At 57.2% G+C, this 18,685-nt stretch carries 18 protein-coding genes; 7 read left to right on the forward strand and 11 right to left on the reverse strand.

Annotated features, from left to right (window positions below; all coding sequences use genetic code 11):
• Positions 1 to 27: 27 nt before the first annotated feature.
• The 5 genes from UN63_RS03090 to yejK form a co-directional block, all read right to left on the reverse strand.
• Complete coding sequence (locus UN63_RS03090) at positions 28 to 1,377, reverse strand: 2-oxo acid dehydrogenase subunit E2 (protein ID WP_104485317.1); 1,350 nt, start codon at positions 1,375 to 1,377, stop codon at positions 28 to 30.
• 8 nt (positions 1,378 to 1,385) lie between these two features.
• Positions 1,386 to 2,363, reverse strand: coding sequence for an alpha-ketoacid dehydrogenase subunit beta (locus UN63_RS03095; RefSeq protein ID WP_104485318.1), 978 nt, complete (start codon positions 2,361 to 2,363; stop codon positions 1,386 to 1,388).
• A complete protein-coding gene (locus tag UN63_RS03100; protein ID WP_229793550.1) occupies positions 2,363 to 3,601 on the reverse strand; it encodes a thiamine pyrophosphate-dependent dehydrogenase E1 component subunit alpha in 1,239 nt (412 codons plus the stop codon). Before UN63_RS03100 ends, UN63_RS03095 begins: the two co-directional genes overlap by 1 nt.
• Before the next feature lie 191 nt (positions 3,602 to 3,792).
• Complete coding sequence (locus tag UN63_RS03105; protein ID WP_104485319.1) at positions 3,793 to 5,391, reverse strand: isocitrate lyase; 1,599 nt, start codon at positions 5,389 to 5,391, stop codon at positions 3,793 to 3,795.
• A 776-nt stretch (positions 5,392 to 6,167) separates the two neighbouring features.
• Complete coding sequence (gene yejK, locus UN63_RS03110; protein WP_104485320.1) at positions 6,168 to 7,163, reverse strand: nucleoid-associated protein YejK; 996 nt, start codon at positions 7,161 to 7,163, stop codon at positions 6,168 to 6,170.
• Between the two features lie 77 nt (positions 7,164 to 7,240).
• Here yejK and UN63_RS03115 point away from each other — a divergent pair, with 77 nt between their 5' ends.
• Both UN63_RS03115 and UN63_RS03120 read left to right on the forward strand, forming a co-directional pair.
• A complete protein-coding gene (locus tag UN63_RS03115; RefSeq protein WP_104485321.1) occupies positions 7,241 to 7,468 on the forward strand; it encodes a YejL family protein in 228 nt (75 codons plus the stop codon).
• Between the two features lie 31 nt (positions 7,469 to 7,499).
• Positions 7,500 to 9,356, forward strand: coding sequence for a DUF3413 domain-containing protein (locus UN63_RS03120; protein WP_104485322.1), 1,857 nt, complete (start codon positions 7,500 to 7,502; stop codon positions 9,354 to 9,356).
• A gap of 55 nt (positions 9,357 to 9,411) precedes the next feature.
• Here the strand turns inward: UN63_RS03120 and UN63_RS03125 are convergent, their stop codons facing one another.
• Complete coding sequence (locus tag UN63_RS03125; protein ID WP_373294589.1) at positions 9,412 to 9,804, reverse strand: NlpC/P60 family protein; 393 nt, start codon at positions 9,802 to 9,804, stop codon at positions 9,412 to 9,414.
• 205 nt (positions 9,805 to 10,009) lie between these two features.
• Here UN63_RS03125 and UN63_RS03130 point away from each other — a divergent pair, with 205 nt between their 5' ends.
• Positions 10,010 to 10,765, forward strand: a complete 756-nt coding sequence (locus UN63_RS03130) for a 4'-phosphopantetheinyl transferase family protein (RefSeq protein ID WP_104485324.1) — start codon at positions 10,010 to 10,012, stop codon at positions 10,763 to 10,765.
• Between the two features lie 14 nt (positions 10,766 to 10,779).
• Positions 10,780 to 11,616 carry a tetratricopeptide repeat protein gene (locus tag UN63_RS03135; RefSeq protein WP_104485325.1) on the forward strand — a complete coding sequence of 279 codons (837 nt, stop codon included), beginning with the start codon at positions 10,780 to 10,782 and terminating at the stop codon, positions 11,614 to 11,616.
• 160 nt (positions 11,617 to 11,776) lie between these two features.
• On the opposite strand, the gene UN63_RS03140 is transcribed toward UN63_RS03135, so the two are convergent.
• Genes UN63_RS03140 through UN63_RS03150 form a run of 3 tightly spaced genes read right to left on the reverse strand, consistent with a single transcriptional unit; the run spans position 11,777 to position 14,463 of the window.
• On the reverse strand, positions 11,777 to 13,114 hold the full coding sequence (locus UN63_RS03140) for a sodium-dependent transporter (protein WP_104485326.1): 1,338 nt from the start codon (positions 13,112 to 13,114) through the stop codon (positions 11,777 to 11,779).
• Positions 13,115 to 13,155: 41 nt separating this feature from the next.
• Positions 13,156 to 14,229 (reverse strand): AI-2E family transporter, encoded by a 1,074-nt coding sequence (locus UN63_RS03145; RefSeq protein WP_104485327.1) that lies wholly within the window; start codon positions 14,227 to 14,229, stop codon positions 13,156 to 13,158.
• Positions 14,230 to 14,241: 12 nt separating this feature from the next.
• Positions 14,242 to 14,463: a sulfurtransferase TusA family protein gene (locus UN63_RS03150; RefSeq protein WP_104485406.1), complete on the reverse strand. Its 222-nt coding sequence runs from the start codon at positions 14,461 to 14,463 to the stop codon at positions 14,242 to 14,244.
• A 118-nt stretch (positions 14,464 to 14,581) separates the two neighbouring features.
• Here UN63_RS03150 and bepA point away from each other — a divergent pair, with 118 nt between their 5' ends.
• Positions 14,582 to 16,024, forward strand: coding sequence for a beta-barrel assembly-enhancing protease (bepA, locus tag UN63_RS03155; RefSeq protein WP_104485328.1), 1,443 nt, complete (start codon positions 14,582 to 14,584; stop codon positions 16,022 to 16,024).
• A 165-nt stretch (positions 16,025 to 16,189) separates the two neighbouring features.
• Here the strand turns inward: bepA and UN63_RS03160 are convergent, their stop codons facing one another.
• Positions 16,190 to 16,657, reverse strand: a complete 468-nt coding sequence (locus UN63_RS03160) for a TlpA family protein disulfide reductase (protein ID WP_104485329.1) — start codon at positions 16,655 to 16,657, stop codon at positions 16,190 to 16,192.
• Between the two features lie 96 nt (positions 16,658 to 16,753).
• Here UN63_RS03160 and arsC point away from each other — a divergent pair, with 96 nt between their 5' ends.
• Both arsC and UN63_RS03170 read left to right on the forward strand, forming a co-directional pair.
• The gene (arsC, locus tag UN63_RS03165; protein WP_104485330.1) at positions 16,754 to 17,101 is read left to right on the forward strand and encodes an arsenate reductase (glutaredoxin); all 348 of its coding nucleotides are present in this window, start codon (positions 16,754 to 16,756) and stop codon (positions 17,099 to 17,101) included.
• On the forward strand, positions 17,101 to 17,481 hold the full coding sequence (locus tag UN63_RS03170) for a DUF2069 domain-containing protein (RefSeq protein ID WP_104485331.1): 381 nt from the start codon (positions 17,101 to 17,103) through the stop codon (positions 17,479 to 17,481). The genes arsC and UN63_RS03170 overlap by 1 nt, the downstream gene beginning before the upstream one ends.
• Before the next feature lie 511 nt (positions 17,482 to 17,992).
• On the opposite strand, the gene UN63_RS03175 is transcribed toward UN63_RS03170, so the two are convergent.
• Positions 17,993 to 18,685 (reverse strand): ABC transporter permease, encoded by a 693-nt coding sequence (locus UN63_RS03175; RefSeq protein ID WP_104485332.1) that lies wholly within the window; start codon positions 18,683 to 18,685, stop codon positions 17,993 to 17,995.

The following is an 18,685-nucleotide window of genomic DNA, read 5'->3' on the forward strand; positions in this document are numbered from 1 at the left end:
TGCCATTCGCTTGATGGGGCCCGCATACTAGCTCAATTGCGCCAGCATGCGCTCCGGTTGCTCCAGATACCGGAACCAGCGCCGGTTGAATCTGGCCAGGGTGGCTCCATCGATCAGGCGATGATCCGCCGACCAGCACACCATCATCAGATCCCGTCCCTCCACCTCACCGGCTTCGTTGAAGCGCGGCAGTCGCTGCAATCGGCCCAGCGCCGCGATGGCCACCTGCGGCGGCATCACCAGGGGGCTCGACACCACACCGCCGAGGGCACCGATATTGGACAGGGTAATGGTGGCCCCCTGCAGTTCGACAGGCGTCAGCCGACCGGCCCGCGCCGCCGTGGTGAGTCGTTCCAGCTCGACGGCAAGATCCAGCAAGGATCGTCGCTGGCAGTGGCGCAGCACCGGCACCAGCAAACCGGCGTCGGTATCCACCGCCACCCCGATATGATGATCCGGCAGATAACTGACCTCGGTCGCCTCGGCGTTGAGTCGGCTATTCAGCAGCGGGAAGTCGTTCAGCGCCAGTGACAGCGCCTTGATAAAAAACGGCAGCAGGGTGAGCTTGATGTTCTGCTCGGCAAATATCGGCTTCAGCCGGTGTTTCAGCCGCAGCAGCTCGCCCAAATCCAGCTCGTCACAGAAGGTAAACTGCGGAATGGCCAGCGACGCCGTCATCTGCCGGGCCATGGCGGCGGCGATACCGGTGAGCGGTTCAGTGTGCTTGGTACTATCGACACTTTTCTCCGACTCGACCGGCCGGGGGCTGGTGGTCTGATCTTTTTTCCGCTCCGTCAGATAAGCCTCGATGTCTTCCTTGTAGACCCGGCCCTTGTCGCCGGTGCCGGGGATCCGGCTCAAGTCCAGTTCCTGCTCGCGCGCCAGCCTGCGCACCGCCGGACTGGCCAGCACCTTTTCGTTATTGCCTGAATTGTTGCCTGCGTTATTGTCTACGGCATTCTTCGCTGAATTGTTTACTGCATCCGTGGCCGGTGGCCTGGCAGGCGCAGGCGCTCTCTCCGTACTCGCACTCATGGCCTGTTCGGGCGTGTCGGGGGCCGAAGCCCTGTTGTGTGCCAACGTCGTTTCAGAGGGCTGCGCCTGTACGGGCTCGACAGACGGCTCTGCGTCAACTGTATCCGTTACCTCCATCTCAAACAGCGGTGCATGCACCCGGGCCATCTTGCCTTTTGCCACATAAAGCCGACTGATGATGCCACTGTGCATCGCCGGTATCTGCACCAGCGCCTTATCGGTCATCACATCGCAGATCGCCTGATCCTCGATGACTCTTTCTCCCTCCTCCACCAGCCACTCCACCAGCTCGCACTCCACTATGCCTTCACCGATATCCGGCAGATAAAAATCCTGTTTCATTCGGCCCCCTAGAAGTTGAACGTGCGCACTATGGCGGCATGGATCTTCAGATGATCCGCCATGTATTCCTTTTCCAGCGCCAGCGGATAAGGGGTATCCAGGCCGCATACTCGGGCGATGGGGCTTTCCAGGTACAGAAAACAGCGCTCCTGAATGGTGGCGGCAATCTCACCGGCAAAACCGCCGGTGAGCGGTGCCTCGTGTGTGATCACCAGGCGGCCGGTTTTGACTACCGACGCCGCCACCCGGTTAGCATCCCAGGGCAGTATGCTGCGCAGGTCGACAAGCTCACAGGAAATGCCATCCTGCTCGGCCAGCGCCACCGCCTTGGCCGCCACCTCCATCTGGGCGCCCCAGGCCAGCACAGTGACATCCGATCCTTCCTGTACCACCTCGGCCTCGCCCAGAGGCAGTTCATAGTAGCCTTCATCCACCTCGCCCACGGCGGCGCGGTACAACCGCTTGGGCTCCATGAACAGCACAGGGTCCGGGCTGGCGATGGCGGCCAACAGCAGCCCCTTGGCCTGAGCCGGATCTCGCGGTATCACCACCCTCAGGCCCGCCGTATGGGCGAAATAGGCTTCCGGTGACTGACTGTGATAGTGACCACCGGCAATGCCACCACCGTAAGGGGTGCGGATCACCAACCCGCCCACATCAAACTGGTTGCCGGAGCGGTAGCGGTACTTGGCGGTTTCGTTGATGATTTGATCGAAGGCCGGATAGATGTAGTCGGCAAACTGGATTTCGGCCACCGGCTTCAGTCCCCGGGCCGCCATGCCATTGGCAAAACCGATGATGCCCTGCTCGGTCAGGGGGGTATTGAAGCAACGTCGTTTACCGTATTTGTCTTGCAGCTTACTGGTAGCCCGAAAAACACCGCCGAAATGGCCGACATCTTCACCGAAACAGACCACGGCTTCGTCTTTTTCCATCGCCAGATCCAGGGCATGGTTAATTGCCTGCAACAGATTCATTTCTGCCATTATTCAAGCCTCCCCGCCGTCAACGGATAGGCATCCGGATATTGCCGAATATGGGCTTTAAGCTGCTCAAGCTGTTCCCTCAGCGCCGGTGTCGGCTCGGCATAGACGTCGCCAATCAGAGTGTCGATATGGGGCTTGGGGAACTGTTCGGCCTCTTTCAGTGCCTCCAGTACCTCCTGGCGCAGGGCGTCGGTGGCAATCTGATCGGCCGCCTCGTCCAGCCAATCCTTGTGCTGCAACCACAGGCGATAACGGGCGATGGGATCCTGCTTGCGCCAGCGTTCTTCTTCTTCCCGTGAGCGATAACCGCTGGGGTCGTCGGAAGACGAATGGGCGCCCAGCCGATAGGCGATGGCTTCCACCAGTACCGGCTCCTGCTGTTCCAGCACCAGCTTGCGTGCCAGTCGCGTCGCTTCATACACCGCCAGCACATCGGCGCCGTCTACCCGAATCGCCTGCATGCCGTACCCCACGGCCCGACAGGCGATGCCATCACCGATAAACTGCTCGTTGGCCGGGGTAGAGATGGCATAGCCGTTGTTGCGGCAGAAAAAAATCACCGGCGCCTGCAGCACGGCCGCCATGTTCAGGCCGGCATGAAAGTCCCCTTCCGACGCCGCTCCCTCACCGAAGTAACAGAGGGTGATGTTGCTTTCTCCCCGCAGTTTCTGGCCGTAGGCATAGCCGCTGGCCTGGGGGATCTGGGTACCGAGCGGAGAGGAAATGGTCATGAAGTGGAGATCGCGACTGCCGTAGTGCACCGGCATCTGCCGCCCCTTGCCCAGATCCAGCTCGTTGGACAGCAGCTGGTTCATGAACTGGGTCAGGCTGAAGCCCCGGTAACGCAGCGCGCCCTGCTCCCGGTACTGGGCCATGATCATGTCTTTCCTGTCCAGTGCGGCGGCGCTGGCCACGGTACTGGCTTCTTCTCCCAGACACTGCATATAGAAGCTGATTCTGCCCTGACGCTGGGCCGCCAGCATGCGCTCGTCCAGGATACGGATAAACACCATGCTCTCGTATATTTTCAGGGCTGTGTCCCTGTCCAGCACCGGCGACGAGGCGCCGGCAAAGAGGGTGCCGTCTTCCTGCAAAATGCTGAGGGTAGGAATACTGAGTGCCTGAGCAGCGGTAAACTGAGCCTGGTGAACCGTTAAGGCGGTGGTATTGCTCGGATTGGTCATGGCGTCACTCCCATCATTGGCCGGGCGATGCTGGAAACGGAGCCAGGCTGACATCTTCACGGTCGCTCGATATGCCGCCAATTATAACACCTGGTTAACAGTCTGCCGGACAGGCGCAACCCAGATGCGGTGCCACGACCATGGCCATCAATCGTTACCGGCCAAAACAAAAAAAGCAGCCCGGTGGGCTGCTTGAACGAGGTGGAGCTTGTTAGTATTTTTTATTGGTTAATTAATGCACTCTATCAAACGTTTTCGAACTGACCCATGGTGTTGTCTTTACCGCCTGCCTTCAGCGCCGCTTCACCGGCGAAGAATTCCTTGTGGTCATCGCCGATGTTGGAGCCGGCCATGTCCTGGTGCTTGACGGTGGCGATACCCTGACGGATTTCCTTGCGCTGAACCCCGGCCACATAGGCCAGCATGCCTTCTTCACCGAAGTAGCCCTTGGCCAGGTTGTCGGTAGACAGGGCCGCCGTGTGGTAAGTCGGCAGCGTGATCAGGTGGTGGAAGATACCGGCTTCGCGGGCGGAATCGCGCTGGAAGTTGGCGGTCCACTGATCGGCCAGTTTGGCCAGGTCTGTGGTGTCATAGTCGGCACTCATCAGTCGGGCACGGTCGTAGCCAGAAACATCCTTGCCTTCGGCGGCCCAGGCATCGAACACCTGCTGACGGAAGTTCAGGGTCCAGTTGAAGGACGGGCTGTTGTTGTAAACCAGCTTGGCATTGGGCACCACTTCACGGATGCGATTAACCATGCTGGCAATCTGGCCTACGTGCGGCTTCTCGGTTTCAATCCACAGCAGGTCGGCGCCGTTCTGCAGGCTGGCGATACAGTCCATCACCACCCGGTCTTCACCGGAGCCTTCCTTGAACTGAAACAGGCCGGAGGCCAGGCGCTTGGGTTTGACCAGCTTGTCGTTCTGCTTGATCACCACGTCGCCGTTGTTGATGTCGTCGGCACTGTTGATCACATCGCCGTCGATGAAGCTGTTGTACTGGTCGCCCAGGTCGCCCGGCTCGTTGGTCACCGCAATCTGCTTGGTCAAACCGGCGCCGAGAGAGTCGGTACGAGCCACGATGACGCCATCGTCTACACCCAGCTCCAGGAACGCCAACCGCACGGCGTTGATCTTGGCGAGGAAGTCGGCGTGAGGCACAGTCACCTTGCCGTCCTGGTGACCGCATTGCTTCTCGTCTGATACCTGGTTTTCAATCTGAATACAGCAGGCGCCCGCTTCAATCATCTGCTTGGCCAGCAGATAGGTCGCCTCGGCGTTACCGAAGCCGGCGTCGATATCAGCCACAATCGGCACTATGTGGGTTTCGTGATTATCGATGTTTGCCTGAATTTCTTTTGCCTTGGTGTGATCACCGGCTTTCTGGGCGTCTTCCAGATCACGGAATAGGTGGTTCAATTCCCAGGAGTCGGCCTGGCGCAAAAAGGTATACAGCTCTTCAATCAGCCCGGACACCGCCGTTTTCTCGTGCATGGACTGATCCGGCAGCGGGCCGAACTCGGAACGCAGGGCCGCCACCATCCAGCCAGACAGGTAGAGGTAACGGCGCTTGGTGCTGCCGAAATGCTTCTTGATGGAAATCATCTTCTGTTGGCCGATAAAACCATGCCAGCAACCGAGTGACTGGGTGTACTGGGAGCTGTCTTTATCGTAGTTCGCCATGTCTTCACGCATGATTTTTGCGGTGTACTTGGCAATATCGAGACCGGTCTTGAATTTGTTCTGGGCGCGCATACGGGCGGCATGTTCCGGCTTAATGGCGCTCCAGGTCGGGTTTTGCTTGATCAAAGAGGTGAGTGCATCAACTTCGCTTGCGTATGGCATAGTCTCGGTCCTGTTCTATCAGATTGAGGTTCTCTTTTCAGAGCCTGTTCACTTCCCTGTCACACCTGCAAATCAGACAACAGCTATGCTGATTGCCGGTGTTGAGTCGTGGTCTTGTCGTTTTGCTCCGCAACTAACGTTTGTTTCTTTATCGATGCAGGCCGAGCCTGTGCCGCCTGCCCTGTTTTCGTTTCCGTTTATTCTGCGCTGCGGTACGGCTATTAAGTTGCGTAAAAAACCGAAAAAGGTCAAGACCAAAGTTAACAAAAACACAACATCAGTCACATAACAGCCAAAACAAAAAATCAACGAACTACCGCTACAAAGCCTGTTATTACTGGACTTAAAGGGTGAGAACCATTGGACCAAGACAAATATAAAGTAATTAAATTACGAAATTAAAATTCATAATAAATAAATTTCCCAGATATTAGTCCAAGGTTTTAATTTCAATTTTTCTTCTTATCGAATAGCGCAGGAACAGTCGCAAGCCAAGACATCACGCCAAACAAGGGCATCCGCTTCCTTTATTTTTGCGACTGCAAAAAAAAACGAGCATGACCGAGTCCAATACACAAGAAGGTGCAGACTTGTCGTTGTTTTATCATTTTCATCAGTGGGGTTATCCACTGAAAACAGGACAACTCATCCCTTCAGATGGATGTGAGGAGTGGTGGAATGAGGGGGAGGGTCAGGCAGGAAGAGTGAGGGGAAAGACAAAGCAGCGGCGTCTGTGTGACACATCACTCCTTACACTTCCCCCTTACGACAGTTTTTCAGCCTTGCTGCAGCTGAGACTTCAGGTTGGGCGGTACGCCTTTGATGACCAGAGTATCGGTGGCGGCGTCGTACTGTATACGCTCGCCCAGCAGCTTCTGATCGAAGCTAATGGTCAGGCCTCCGCCGGAGCCGACGTATTTGGTCAGCCCCTTGAGGGCAGATCTATCCACCGGAAACTTGTCTTCCAGCTGGTATTCCTCGCTGACAAACTGATAAAAATCCAGATCGTCATCGGTGCCCAACTCCGCCGACAGCTCGCGCAGTTCCAGCTCTTCGCCTTCTTTCAGTTGCTCGCGGCAGTATTTGCTGACCAGCGCCTTGCTCTCCTGCTTTTCTTCCTTGCTGAGCTGGCGGGATTCGCAGAACTCGTCCACCGCCTTCAGCAGACCCTGACTCTGGGCCTTGGGATCCATGCCTTCGACACAGGACAGGAAATTCAGGAAAAAGTCCGACACCTTGCGTCCGGCCCGGCCCTTGATAAAGGAAAAATAACGGTGGGAGTCGGGTCGGCTCTGCAGCTCGGTCAGATCCAGGCGGGCGGCCAGCTGCATCTTGCCCAGATCCAGGTAGCTTGCCTGACTGACTTCCAGCTTTTCGGTCACGGTGACGCTGTCCTTGTTGTCCAGCAGGGCGATCAACAAGTAATGCGCGCCCAGCCACTGATAGCGCACAAACAGCAAGACGCCCTGCTCGCTCATGTCCAGCCGGGTCAGCTCGGCCAGCAGCCGCTCGGCCGCCTGATGGGTAAAAGCGGCAAAGCTCAGGCTCTGATCTTCGGCTCGTCGCACCAGGTCGCGAAAGCCGGAATCTTCTTCATTAAAGTAACCGAATACCTTGCCGGCCTTGGTGTTGTAGATATGGTGCAGCTCGCCCATCAGGTGGCTAACCGCCGGGCCCGTGGCCAGCTCCTGCTCCCGGGTGGCCAGTTGGGTCTGGCCCTGCTCATCCAGAAACAGGGAGTGTACTATGATGTGTTCGATGTCCAGGCTCATAACAGATTGCCGTAGAGTTGCCAGAAGGGGTGGGGTATTATAGTCGTCCTGTTACCAAGTTACATGATTGAACGCCCATGCCTGTTATTTCCAAGTACGATAAACAATTTGATCAACTACTGAGCGAGCTGGAAGCCGTGATGGACAAACATCTGGCACCGGCCGATCTGCGGTTGATGGTGCTGGGTAACCTGGCCACCCATATCATCAATCATCAAATCTCCCCGGGGCAGCGCAAAGCCATTGCCGACAAGTTCGCCAAGGTATTGACATCCTCGGTCGACACCCAGAAAGGAGCTCACTAAGAGCCTTTTTGCTAATAGAAACCACTGAATTATGCTCGAAACCGGTAATATCTATCGCGACAATGTCTCTCGCCTGATCGGCTGGGGGCACTGGCTGGTATTTTTCAATATCCTGCTCGCGCTGCTGGTTTCGAGCCGTTACCTGCTGATCGCCGGCTGGCCCGATACCCTGTTGGGTGGTGGCTACATGCTGACAAGCTGGGTCGGGCATTTCGCCTTTCTGAGCTTCTTCACCTATCTGCTGACCCTGTTCCCGCTGACCTTTCTGTTTCCCAAAATTCGGGCGGTACAGTTCCTGGGCGCCGCCATCGCCACCGGCGCCCTGACCCTGCTGCTGGTGGACACCCAGGTATTCAGCCTGTTCAAGTTTCACCTCAACCCGACCGTCTGGCGATTACTGCTGGAACAGGCCCAGGCCGAAGAAGCCTCCGGCTGGGGCTGGCTGTTCGTGTGGGTACCTGTGCTGTTTCTGTTTGAACTCTGGCTGGCCAACTGGCTCTGGCGCTGGAGCCAGCGTCGCCGGCGTTCACTGACATTACCGCTGGCGCTGCCGCTGCTGGCGAGCTTTTTTCTGACTCACAGCGTCCATATCTGGGCCGATGCCCTGGTGTATACTCCCATCACCGATCAGAAGGCCAACTTTCCGCTGTCTTATCCGATGACCGCTAAAAGCTTTCTGATCAAACAGGGCTGGCTGGACGAAGATCAATATCGCCAGCTATCTCGGCAGGTAGCGGAGCAGCCACAACGGCGGCTGAATTACCCGCTACGCCCGTTGTCGGTACAGGCGCCCGACACCTCGCCCAATATTCTGCTGGTGGTAGCCGACGGCCTGCGCGCCGATCAGCTTGATGCCATTACCATGCCCAATCTGAATCGTTTTGCCAGTCGTCATCTGCGTTTCGATAATCACCTGAGTGCCGGTAACCAGCCCCGTTCCGCCCTGTTCAGCCTGTTTTACAGCCTGCCGTCCCATTACCAGCGCGATGCCGAGCAGGAAGGCATCGCCCCGGTATTCATCGACGAACTGCAACGCCAGGACTATCGCTTTGGCCTCTTTGCCAGCGGTGGGCTGGATAAACCACTGTACCGGAATGCCATTTTTTCGACCTTGCGCAATCAGCCGTTCGACACCGCCGTCAATGGGGCAGAAGGTGATCGGAAAGCGGCGGCCGACTTCAGCCATTGGCTGGAACAGCAGGATAATGAACGCCCCTGGTTTTCTTTCGTCTATCTGGATGCGCTCAATGAACTGGATCTGCCCGCCGATACAAAGGGGCCTTTTCAGCCCTCGCTGCAGCAGCTGAATCCGACCCAGGCCTACCAGAACGAGCAGCGCGACGCCCTGTTCAACCGTTATCGCAACGCGGCATTCTATACCGATCGTTTGCTGGGGCAGTTACTGTCCAGGGTCAGGCAGGTCGAGGGACGCGACACCCTGATTATCGTCACCTCCGGTCACGGCATGGAATTCAACGATAACGACAATAATACCTGGGGCTTCGGCAGCGCCTACTCGCCTTATCAGCTGCAGGTGCCACTGGTCATCGGCTGGCCCGCTCAGCGTCAGCCAGCCCGCTTCAGCCACCCGACCAGTCAACTGGATCTGATGCCGACCCTGATGCGCCAGGCGCTGGGTGTACAAAGCCCGTTGCGTAGTTACAGCACCGGTCAATCCTTGTTCAAGGCAGACGCCAATCGTTGGCGACTGGCGTCTGATGAAGATGAATATGTTATCTACCAACAGGATGACATTACTCTGTTCAATCGTCGGGGCGACGTTCAGTTGTTGCGGGCAAGGGACTATAAAACCGAACCGGACGCCAGCCCGGAGCTGTCGCTGCTGCTGCAGGTAATGAACGATCTGAATCGTTTTCAGGGTGAGTGATTAAAGCCGGGATTAGGGATTAGGGATTAGGGACTCGAATCCCTAATCCCGGTTTTTATCGTTCGTCGAGCAAACGACGGGCCTGCCAGTAGCGACTACGCCAGTACACATTATCCAACCGGGAAATGGTCACGCCCACGCTGGAAGAGGCATGCGCAAATTTGCCGTCGCCAACATAAACCCCGTTATGCTGGGTGCTTCCGGTACGGAAAAACACCAAATCGCCCGGCTGCAATTCCTGTTTGGCAATAGCCCGGCCCAATGTCACCTGTTCGTAGGTACTTCTGGGCAACTCCATTCCGTATACTTCCTGATACAGGGTACGGGTAAAGGCCGAGCAATCGATACCCTCGGTATCGACGCCACCAAAGCGATAAGGCACACCTCGCCAGCGTTGATAAACCTGGTCCAGGCTCCGGACAGATCCCTGTGCGTACCTGGGCTTCATCGGACCGGTGCTGATACTGTAAGTCAGGGAAGAAGACGGTTTTTTTCCAGCTGTCTTTTTTCCTGACTCATATTTCGGCATGCCGCTGCAACCGGAAAGCAGCAGCAAACTGCTAAGAAGAATTACCTTTTTCATATGAATAATGGCAACCAGCTATCAATTTCAAAGATACTAGTGCAGATCCCGGGGACTTGGCAAAAAAAATATGAGCAAAAACAAAGATATTTTCACCGAATTATTGATTTGTAACAGTGGCGGCGTCAGCCTGCCCGATAATGCTCGAAAATCGCTCTCTCAAGCAGAGCTCGCCCGCCTCGACAGCATCAGTCACCCGCGCCAGGCCAGGCTGTTTTTACTGGGCCGTTATCTGCTTCGCCAGCTGCTTGCCGACCGGCTGATGCTGGCGCCGAGCCGTATTCCGTTTCATATCGATGCCAAAGGCAAACCCCTGCTGGAACAGGCTGGCTGGCATTTCAATATCAGCCACAGTGGCGATACCCTGGCGCTGGCCATCGGCAATCAGGGCAGTCTGGGTATCGATATCGAAGGCCGACAGCTCTCCGCAGCACAAATAACCCGCCTGGCCCGTCGCTACTTTAACGAGCAAGAGCAGCAATGGCTGAGCCGAAGCCAAACCTCATCGGCCGACTTTATCCGTCTGTGGACGGTCAAGGAAGCGGTGCTCAAGGCCCACGGCGGGGGCATCGCCAATAATCTGCAACGAGTGCTCTGGCAACCAGATCAGGCTTGCGCCATCCTGGATAACCTCCCCTATCGACTTTATCAGTACCCGCTGGCACACAGCTGGCTTACGCTCGCCATCGACGACCAGACCGGAATTATCGACGGTCAGACAGGGCAGGAGCCAACTCTACTCAGGTTGGCGGATTTGCCCTTCGAGCTTGAAATCACCGGGCCGCAACCCAATTTATGCATAACCCCTCAAATTCATAACTCCTGAGTGAGACCCTGTTTATGATCGTTGACATCAATGTGCAGAATTTTCAGCAAGCGCTTATCGAAGCATCCACGAACAAAACGGTGGTGATTTATTTTCACGCCCAGGCGGTGCCCGAATGCCAGCCGATGACGCCGCTGCTGGAACGACTCATCGGGGCCGATAACAGTCATATCGATCTGGCAAAGGTCGATGTGGAAGATCCGCAGTTGCAGAGTCTGGCATCACAGCTGGGCCTGCGGGGGCTGCCGGCCATGGTCGCCTTCAAGGACGGCCAGCCGGTCGATGTGCTGGAAGGTCCCCAGGACGAGAATGGCATCAAGCAGTTTCTGCAACCCTATCAGCCCAACGAAGCCGAGCTGTTGCTGGATCAGGCCAAGCAGATGCTGGGCATGGACCCACAAGCGGCCTACGGCCTGCTGCAGCAGGCCCGTGCGCTGGAAGACACGGCGACCATACGTCTCTGTCTGGCAGAAGCGGCGCTGGCACTCAACAAGCTGGAAGAAACCAAGCAGCTGCTGGCCACCATCGGCATGGCGGATCAGGATGGTCAGTATCAGCATATTCTGGCCCGGCTAGAGCTGGCGGAAGAAGCCGCCGACAGTCCCGAGCTGCGCGAACTGGAACAGAAGCTCGTCGCCGAACCGGACTCTCTGCAACTGAAAGAAGAGCTGGCGGTACTGTATTTTCAGTCTGGCCGTCAGGAAGAAGCCCTGCAGCTGCTGACCGAGGTACTGCAAAAAGATCTGGCGTTTGGTGAAGCCAGAAAGCACTTTCTGGACATGCTCACCACCATGGGCGCCGATCCGGTCGCCTCCCGCTACCGCCGCAAGCTGTACAGCATGCTGTACTGATTTCAGGGAATAGGGAATAGGGATATTGTAGATTGGTGATGAGCGAAGCGAATCCCAACCTACTCCCTGCAAGCCATACCATAGCCGGGGATCTGTCCCCGGCCTTGCATACAACTCCACTTACAGCTGACCGCTTATGGCTTACAGCTTCCCGAAGGGGTCACCAGCTGGAGCCGATCACCAAGAGCACCAGCAGCGGGCACACAATGCGTACATACCAGGGCCAGATGCGCCAGAATACGCTGCCGGCCAGTTCGGGCGAACCCTGTACCAGCTCTTCAAACAGCTTGGCCCGTCCCCACATCCAGCCGCCCAGCACACAGAAGCCCAGACCGACCAGCGGCTGAATGTTCTGGGTCGAGAGCCGGATCACGAAGCCGAACAGGGCACCGAAGTTCAGGCAGATAGCCACGCTGAACAACGCCAGAGCGCCGCCCAGCAGCCAGGTCATCAGCGGCCGAGAGGCCTTGAAGCGCTCCGTAGTGTAAGACACCGGCACTTCCAGCATGGAAATGGACGAGGTCAACGCCGCTATGCCCATCAACACGAAGAACACCAGAGCCATCACCAGCCCTATCGGGCCCATGGTATCGAACAGCGCCGGCAGCACCACAAACACCAGGGTATCGGAGCTGAGCAGACTGCCGTCTTCCGCGAAGATGGTGACGCCGTTTTTCATGGCAACGAACATCGCCGGCAGTATCACCAGCCCCGCCAGAAATGCCACGCCGGTATCGAGCAGCGTTACCTGAAAAGCGGTGCGAGGTATGTTCTCGTTCTTGTTCAGATAAGAGCCGTACATCAGCATGGAGCAGCCGCCGATGGTCAGCGAGAAAAAGGCCTGACCCATGGCGCTGATCAGCAGGCCCGGCTCCAGCACCTTGCTGAAGTCCGGCACCAGATAGTGCTTCAGGCCGGTCATGGCGCCGTCTTGCGTCAGTATGTAGAAGAACAGTAACAGGAACAGCACAAACAGCGCCGGCATCAACCGCGCCGACCAGCGTTCTATGCCTCGGCGTACCCCGGCCTGAACCACCAGTATGGTGAGCAGGTAGAACACCAGTGTCCAGACGATGTTGCGGCCCAGACCGAAGGCTTCCAGCCATTCGGTGGCTGCATCCCAGCCCAGGATACGGGTCACCGCCGCCGCCAGAAAGGCCAGCAGCCAACCGGCGACGATGGCGTAAAACGACAGCACCAGGCTCGGTACCAGCATGCCCGCATAGCCGACCAGCGAGGCAATGGTCTTTTGCAGCGGCGTGCGCCCCAGCTTGCGTACCGAGTCCACCGGGTTGGCCTGGCCGTAACGGCCGATAGCCACTTCCATCACCAGCATCGGAAAGGCCAGCATCATCACCAGCACCAGATAGGCGATCAGAAAGGCGCCACCACCGTTGCTGGCCGCCTGTGTCGGAAAGCCCCAGATGTTGCCTAGCCCCACCGCCGCCCCGGCGGCGGCCATGATAAAGCCGAAGCGCGAGCCAAAATGTTCTCTCACTATATAGTCCTTATTTCTTTTGTATTAATTATGCTTTTTCATTAAATATCGGTGCTTGCCGGCAGATCATCCTGCCTGGGCCAGGCGTTGACCACCGCCTTGACCAGGGTGGCCAGGGGAATGGCAAAAAATACCCCCCAGAACCCCCAGAGACCGCCGAACATCAGTACCGCCACGATAATGGCGATGGGATGCAGGTTGACCGCCTCCGAAAACAGGATGGGCACCAGCACGTTGCCATCCAGCGCCTGAATGATGCCGTAGGCGACGATCAGGTAGAAGAAAGGCGGCGTAAAGCCCCACTGAAACAGCCCCACCATGGCCACCGGCACCGTGGCTGCCGCCGCCCCGATATAGGGGATCAGCACCGAGAAGCCGACCAGCACTGCCAGCAACAGCGGATAACGCAAGTCCAGCAGGATGAAGGTCAGGTAGCTGACGCTGCCCACGATCAGGATTTCGATCACCTTGCCGCGTACATAGTTGGCTATCTGCACGTTCATTTCATGCCACACCCGCGACACCAGCTCTCGATTACGTGGCAGAAAATGACTCGCACTGTGCAAGAGAGCCCGTTTGTCCTTGAGCATGAAAAACACCAGCACCGACACCAGGATCAGATACACCATCAGGACGGCGGCATTGGTCAGCGAACTCAGCGACACGCTGAGAATGGCATCTGCCGAGCCCAGCAAGCGGCCCCGAAGATCGTCCAGCACACTTTGCACCAGGGTCACGTCCACCAGTTCGGGATATTGCTCCGGCAGTGTCAGTAACAGCTCCTGAGTGCGACCGATCATGGTCGGTATTTCACGTGCCAGGTTGGCGGTTTGCGACAAAAAAGTCGGTACTATGCTGATAAGCGACAGCACGACTATGATGGCAAATAACAGCTGCACCACAGAAGCCGCCAGCCAACGCGTCAGCCCCAGCCGCTCCATCCGGCTGACCGGCCAGTCCAGCAGATAGGCAATCACCACGGCGGCGAAAAAAGGTGCCAGTATGTGGCCCAGAAAATACATCACCACAAAACCAAACAGCAGACTCAGGAACAGCGCAACGGCACCGGGATCGGAAAACCGCTGTCGATACCAATGCTTGAGAACATCCAGCATGTAATAACTTCCTTATGGTGCCTTGGTAATCGTCAATATCAGCATTTCGCCATCGTCGGCCACCACCTCAATCGGGTGGCCCATGCGCGAAACATAGGCGGGTATATCCTGACGAGAGCCCGTGTCTCTCAGTAAAAGCCGTAACTGCTGCCCGGCCTCGGCCGCTTTCAGCCAGAGCTTGACCCGGATCAGCGGCAGAGGACATCGCCAGGCACTCGCATCCAGTATCTCCACCGCACCTCCGGCCAAAAAGAAAGACATTATCCCTTTGTTATGGCTACCAAACAATGCTTGTTCCCCCTTATTGGGGCGAGTATTCTGCTGGCAGTGCACTATCTACAAGGTAACAAGAATGGGTTTTCATGCCACCAGGATGGCGTTGGTTTTTTCTCTGCTGACTCTAACGCCGCTACAGGCCGCCAACAGCCTGCCCGATATCGGCACCGCCGGGGTCAGCGCCATGTCGGTGGAGCGGGAAGCCCTCTTTGGTCAGGCCTTTACCCGTTTTGCCCGGGCCAACCAGCCGGTGAGCGACGACCCTGTGCTCAACGAATACGTCACCGATCTGGGGCTCAGGCTCTTGTCCCAGGCCGACTCGGTACGGTTTCCGTTTCAGTTCCTGCTGATCCGTGACGACAGCATCAACGCCAGCGCCTTTCTCGGTGGCGTGGTGCAGCTGCATACCGGATTGTTCCTGTACGCAGAAAACGAAAGCGAGCTGGCCTCGGTCATCGCCCACGAAATTACCCACGTTACCCAGCGTCATATCGCCCGCTATCTGGAGTCCCAGTCGCGTAGTACTCCGCTGACCATAGCGGGGTTGGTGGGCTCGGTGGCGCTGGCGGTAGTCAACCCGCAGGCGGGCATGGCGGCCCTGCAGACCACGCTGGGCCTGAAGATGCAGTCGGCCATCAACTATACCCGGGATAATGAATTCGAGGCGGATCGCATCGGCCTTCGTCTGCTCTATAACGCCGGCTTCGACCCCAATGCCATGGCCAGTTTTTTTCAGAAGTTGGCCGACAAGTATCAGTTTGCCAGCACGCCGCCGCCCATGCTGCTGACCCACCCGCTGCCCACCAGTCGTATTGCCGAAGCCCGCAGCCGGGCCCAGGATTACCCGGCCAAAATCTACCCGGCCAGCCTGGAGTTCCAACTGGCCAAGGCCAGGATCATGGTCCGTTTTCAGCAATCCGGCTCCGGTGACTTGCACCTTTTCTTTGAACAGGCCGCCCTTGAGGGCGGTAACTGGCAAGCCGATGCCGCGCGTTATGGTCAGGCCATGGCATTGCTGCAGAACAATGAATACGACAAGGCACGTCCCCTGCTGGAAGCCCTGGCCAGCCGTCACGTCAACAACATCTTTATTCTCGATGCCCTGACCGACCTGGATAATGCCCAAGACCGCTTCGATAGCGCCATCGCCCGTTTGCAACGCGCCCGGCAACAACTACCAGATAATCAGGTGGTGATGATCAACCTGGCCGACAGCCTGCTGCAGGCGGGCCGTCATCAGGACGCCGCTACCTTGCTCGACAACTATCTGCGCCGTCATCCCGAAAATCTTTTGGCCTGGGAGCTAATCGCTCAGGCCTACCGGCCGTTGAGTGACGAGTCCTCCTTCCGTCAGGCTCAAGCCGAAGTGGCGGCGCTGAAAGGTCGTTACGATCTGGCGGTGGATCAGATGGAAATTGCCGCCAACCTGTCGAAGGACGCAATGCAACGCGCTCGCCTCGGCGCCCGTCTGGAGCAACTGCGCCAGCAGCAGAAAGACTGGGATGCGTTGAGAAACTGATCCAGGAGCGGGACTAGGGACTAGGGACTAGGGATTGGGGACTGCACACACCTTTGTAACCGCCACTTCAGCAGGTCTGCTCAAAGCTTAAAAGGCCTGCTTCGCAGGCCCTGCCGACTAAAGTGGCAGCTACGAGCCGAATTCCCAGTCCCTGATCACCAGTCCCTAATCCCCCCAGTATTGGGCCTGCCAGCGGGCCAGATCTTCCGCCTTCAGTTCACCCTGGTGGCTGTCTACCAGATTGCCGCGCGGGTTGATCACCATGGTGGTCGGTAGTGCTCGTGGCGTTTCAAACGGCCAGGATCCTTCCAGGCTGGCAGCCACCGGCATCGTCATCTGATAACTCGTCTTCAGGCTTTGCAGCTCAGGGCCCGACAAGGCATCGAAGCTCACCGCCAATACCACCGGCCCCTCGGCTTCGCTCAGTTCGTTCAGCTCATTCAATAGGGGCATTTCCCGCAGGCAGGGGGCGCACCACTCGGCGAAGTAGTTCACCACCAGCCACTGGCCCCGATAATCACTCAACTCTCGACGTTCACCGTCCGACAAGGTCAGGGTCGCCGCATCGCCACACCCCGCCAACGAGGTGGCCAAAAACGACACGGCCAAAAACAAAGACTGATGCCTGCCCATATGCTGTACCCTCCGCACTAGCTTTTATACAATCACCCGAACTATTACCCGAATATCACTCGCACCATGCCGGCTGCATCGCCACTGGAGTTTAGAATGAGTCTACGTATCTATCATAACCCCCGCTGCTCCAAGAGCCGGGAAACCCTCGCCCTGCTGGAGCAGAAAGGTCTGAACCCCGAGATTATCAAATATATCGACACGCCACCCGACGCAGATCAACTCAAGACCCTGCTGGCACAGCTGGGCATGAGCTCGGCCCGGGAATTGATGCGTACCAAGGAAGAAGAATACAAAAGTCTCGGTCTGGCCGATGTGCACGACGAAGATGCCCTGGTCGCCGCTATGGTAGCGCACCCCAGGCTGATCGAACGCCCCATCGTCGTCAACAACAACCAAGCTGCCCTGGGCCGTCCGCCCGAGCAGGTGCTGGAAATTCTGTAATGAGCATTAAACTGGCGCGTAGGCTGGCACTGACCGGCTACTTTGGCCTGATCATCTGGGTCGCCCTCTGGCACGGACTGATCTCTCCTCACCCCGATCTGAGCGTCAGCTTCATGCTGGTAATGTGGCTGCCCTGGCTGTTTATTCCCATGAAGGGCATGCTCAAGGGCAATCCCTATACCCATGCCTGGGCTGTTTACTTGCTGATGCCGTATTTTTTGCATGCCGCCACACTGCTGTGGGTGGATGAAGGCGAACGCTGGCTGGCGCTGGTCGAGCTGGTGCTGGCCAGCACCATGTTCATCGGCAATACCTACTACGCCAAGTTTCGCGGTCGCGAGCTGGGGCTGAGTATTCGCAAGAAGAAAAAAGAAGCTTAACAGACAGCGATCAGCTTTAAGCTGTCAGCCGTAAGAAAAGAAAAAACCGAGCCTACACAGACTCGGTTTTTTTCTTTAGCTTGGCACTGCTTTTATCTTTGGCTGATCGCTTACAGCTTAAGGCCTGTCTCTTAGTCACAAGTTTTTGTCGCTTGCCGTATCGTGCACTTTCGTCGGCCAAAGCGCACTGCTTCTCCGGCACGTCGTGAGCTCATCCCTGAGGGCTCCGCTGTGCCATCCATGGCGCAGAGGGCCGGCGAAGCAGATACCCTTTGCCCTCCTTGGCTGAGCACGGAGTTGACGGTCAGTATCTGACAGGCATCGCAGCAGCTTCACGAAGTGGCAGCGGGGATTGCCGGAGCCGACCGTCACATGCCAAGGATGGCATTTGCCGAGCGCCCCATGGATGGGCTTGAAGCGTGTCGGCGGAGCGCAACCGCGCTGCTGCTTCGCATGACGGTCATTATCAATAACTTGTGACTAAAAAGGATAACAGCTGCTCTTAACGCCTTTAGTTCGTTCTGGGCTGAAGATGCCGGGACCAGCAGTTTTCCAGCCGGCGAAAGCCCCAGACCAGCAGGAAGGTCAGACACATATACACCAGGCCCGCCGCCAGAAAGGCCTCGAAGGGCGAGTAGTAGCGCGAGTTGACGATACGCGCCGCGCCGGTCAGATCCACTATAGTGATCACCCCGGCCACCGCCGAGCCGTGCAGCATGAAGATCACCTCGTTACTGTAGGCCGGCAAGGCCCGGCGAAACGAGTTAGGCAGGATGACTCGCCGTAGTGTCGTCATCTTGCTCATGCCATAGGCGTAGGCCGCTTCAATCTGCCCCTTGGGCATGGCATTGATCGAGCCACGAATAATCTCGGCGGTATAGGCACTGGTATTGAGGGTGAAGGCCAGAATGGCGCAGAACCATGCCTGACTGAACAGCTCCCAAGCGACCGACTCCCGCAACCAGACCCATTGCCCGGCTCCGTAATAGATCAGAAACAGCTGTATCAACAGCGGTGTACCGCGAAAGAAGTAGATATAGGCCCAGGCCGGCCCCTTGAGCAGCCAGTTGGTGCTGTTGCGCAATATGCCCAACGGCACCGCAATCAGCAGCCCGAGCAGCAGCGAGATGGCCACCAGAAACAGGGTGGTATAGAGCCCCTGCCAGTAGACGGTCCATTCATTGATGATGATTGAAAAGTCCAT

The sequence above is a fragment of the Oceanisphaera arctica genome, from assembly GCF_002936955.1.
Taxonomy (GTDB): Bacteria; Pseudomonadota; Gammaproteobacteria; order Enterobacterales; family Aeromonadaceae; genus Oceanimonas; species Oceanimonas arctica.

Coding starts and splice junctions, on each gene's coding strand:
- UN63_RS03160 (WP_104485329.1), bottom strand. CDS start 16,657: ATGGGCAGGCATCAGTCTTTGTTTTTGGCCGTGTCGTTTTTGGCCACC.
- bepA (WP_104485328.1), top strand. CDS start 14,582: ATGGGTTTTCATGCCACCAGGATGGCGTTGGTTTTTTCTCTGCTGACT.
- UN63_RS03135 (WP_104485325.1), top strand. CDS start 10,780: ATGATCGTTGACATCAATGTGCAGAATTTTCAGCAAGCGCTTATCGAA.
- UN63_RS03090 (WP_104485317.1), bottom strand. CDS start 1,377: ATGAAACAGGATTTTTATCTGCCGGATATCGGTGAAGGCATAGTGGAG.
- UN63_RS03115 (WP_104485321.1), top strand. CDS start 7,241: ATGCCTGTTATTTCCAAGTACGATAAACAATTTGATCAACTACTGAGC.
- UN63_RS03100 (WP_229793550.1), bottom strand. CDS start 3,601: ATGTCAGCCTGGCTCCGTTTCCAGCATCGCCCGGCCAATGATGGGAGT.
- UN63_RS03175 (WP_104485332.1), bottom strand. CDS start 18,685: ATGGACTTTTCAATCATCATCAATGAATGGACCGTCTACTGGCAGGGG.
- UN63_RS03170 (WP_104485331.1), top strand. CDS start 17,101: ATGAGCATTAAACTGGCGCGTAGGCTGGCACTGACCGGCTACTTTGGC.
- UN63_RS03145 (WP_104485327.1), bottom strand. CDS start 14,229: ATGCTGGATGTTCTCAAGCATTGGTATCGACAGCGGTTTTCCGATCCC.
- yejK (WP_104485320.1), bottom strand. CDS start 7,163: ATGAGCCTGGACATCGAACACATCATAGTACACTCCCTGTTTCTGGAT.
- UN63_RS03130 (WP_104485324.1), top strand. CDS start 10,010: ATGAGCAAAAACAAAGATATTTTCACCGAATTATTGATTTGTAACAGT.
- UN63_RS03125 (WP_373294589.1), bottom strand. CDS start 9,804: ATGAAGCCCAGGTACGCACAGGGATCTGTCCGGAGCCTGGACCAGGTT.
- UN63_RS03120 (WP_104485322.1), top strand. CDS start 7,500: ATGCTCGAAACCGGTAATATCTATCGCGACAATGTCTCTCGCCTGATC.
- UN63_RS03095 (WP_104485318.1), bottom strand. CDS start 2,363: ATGGCAGAAATGAATCTGTTGCAGGCAATTAACCATGCCCTGGATCTG.
- arsC (WP_104485330.1), top strand. CDS start 16,754: ATGAGTCTACGTATCTATCATAACCCCCGCTGCTCCAAGAGCCGGGAA.
- UN63_RS03105 (WP_104485319.1), bottom strand. CDS start 5,391: ATGCCATACGCAAGCGAAGTTGATGCACTCACCTCTTTGATCAAGCAA.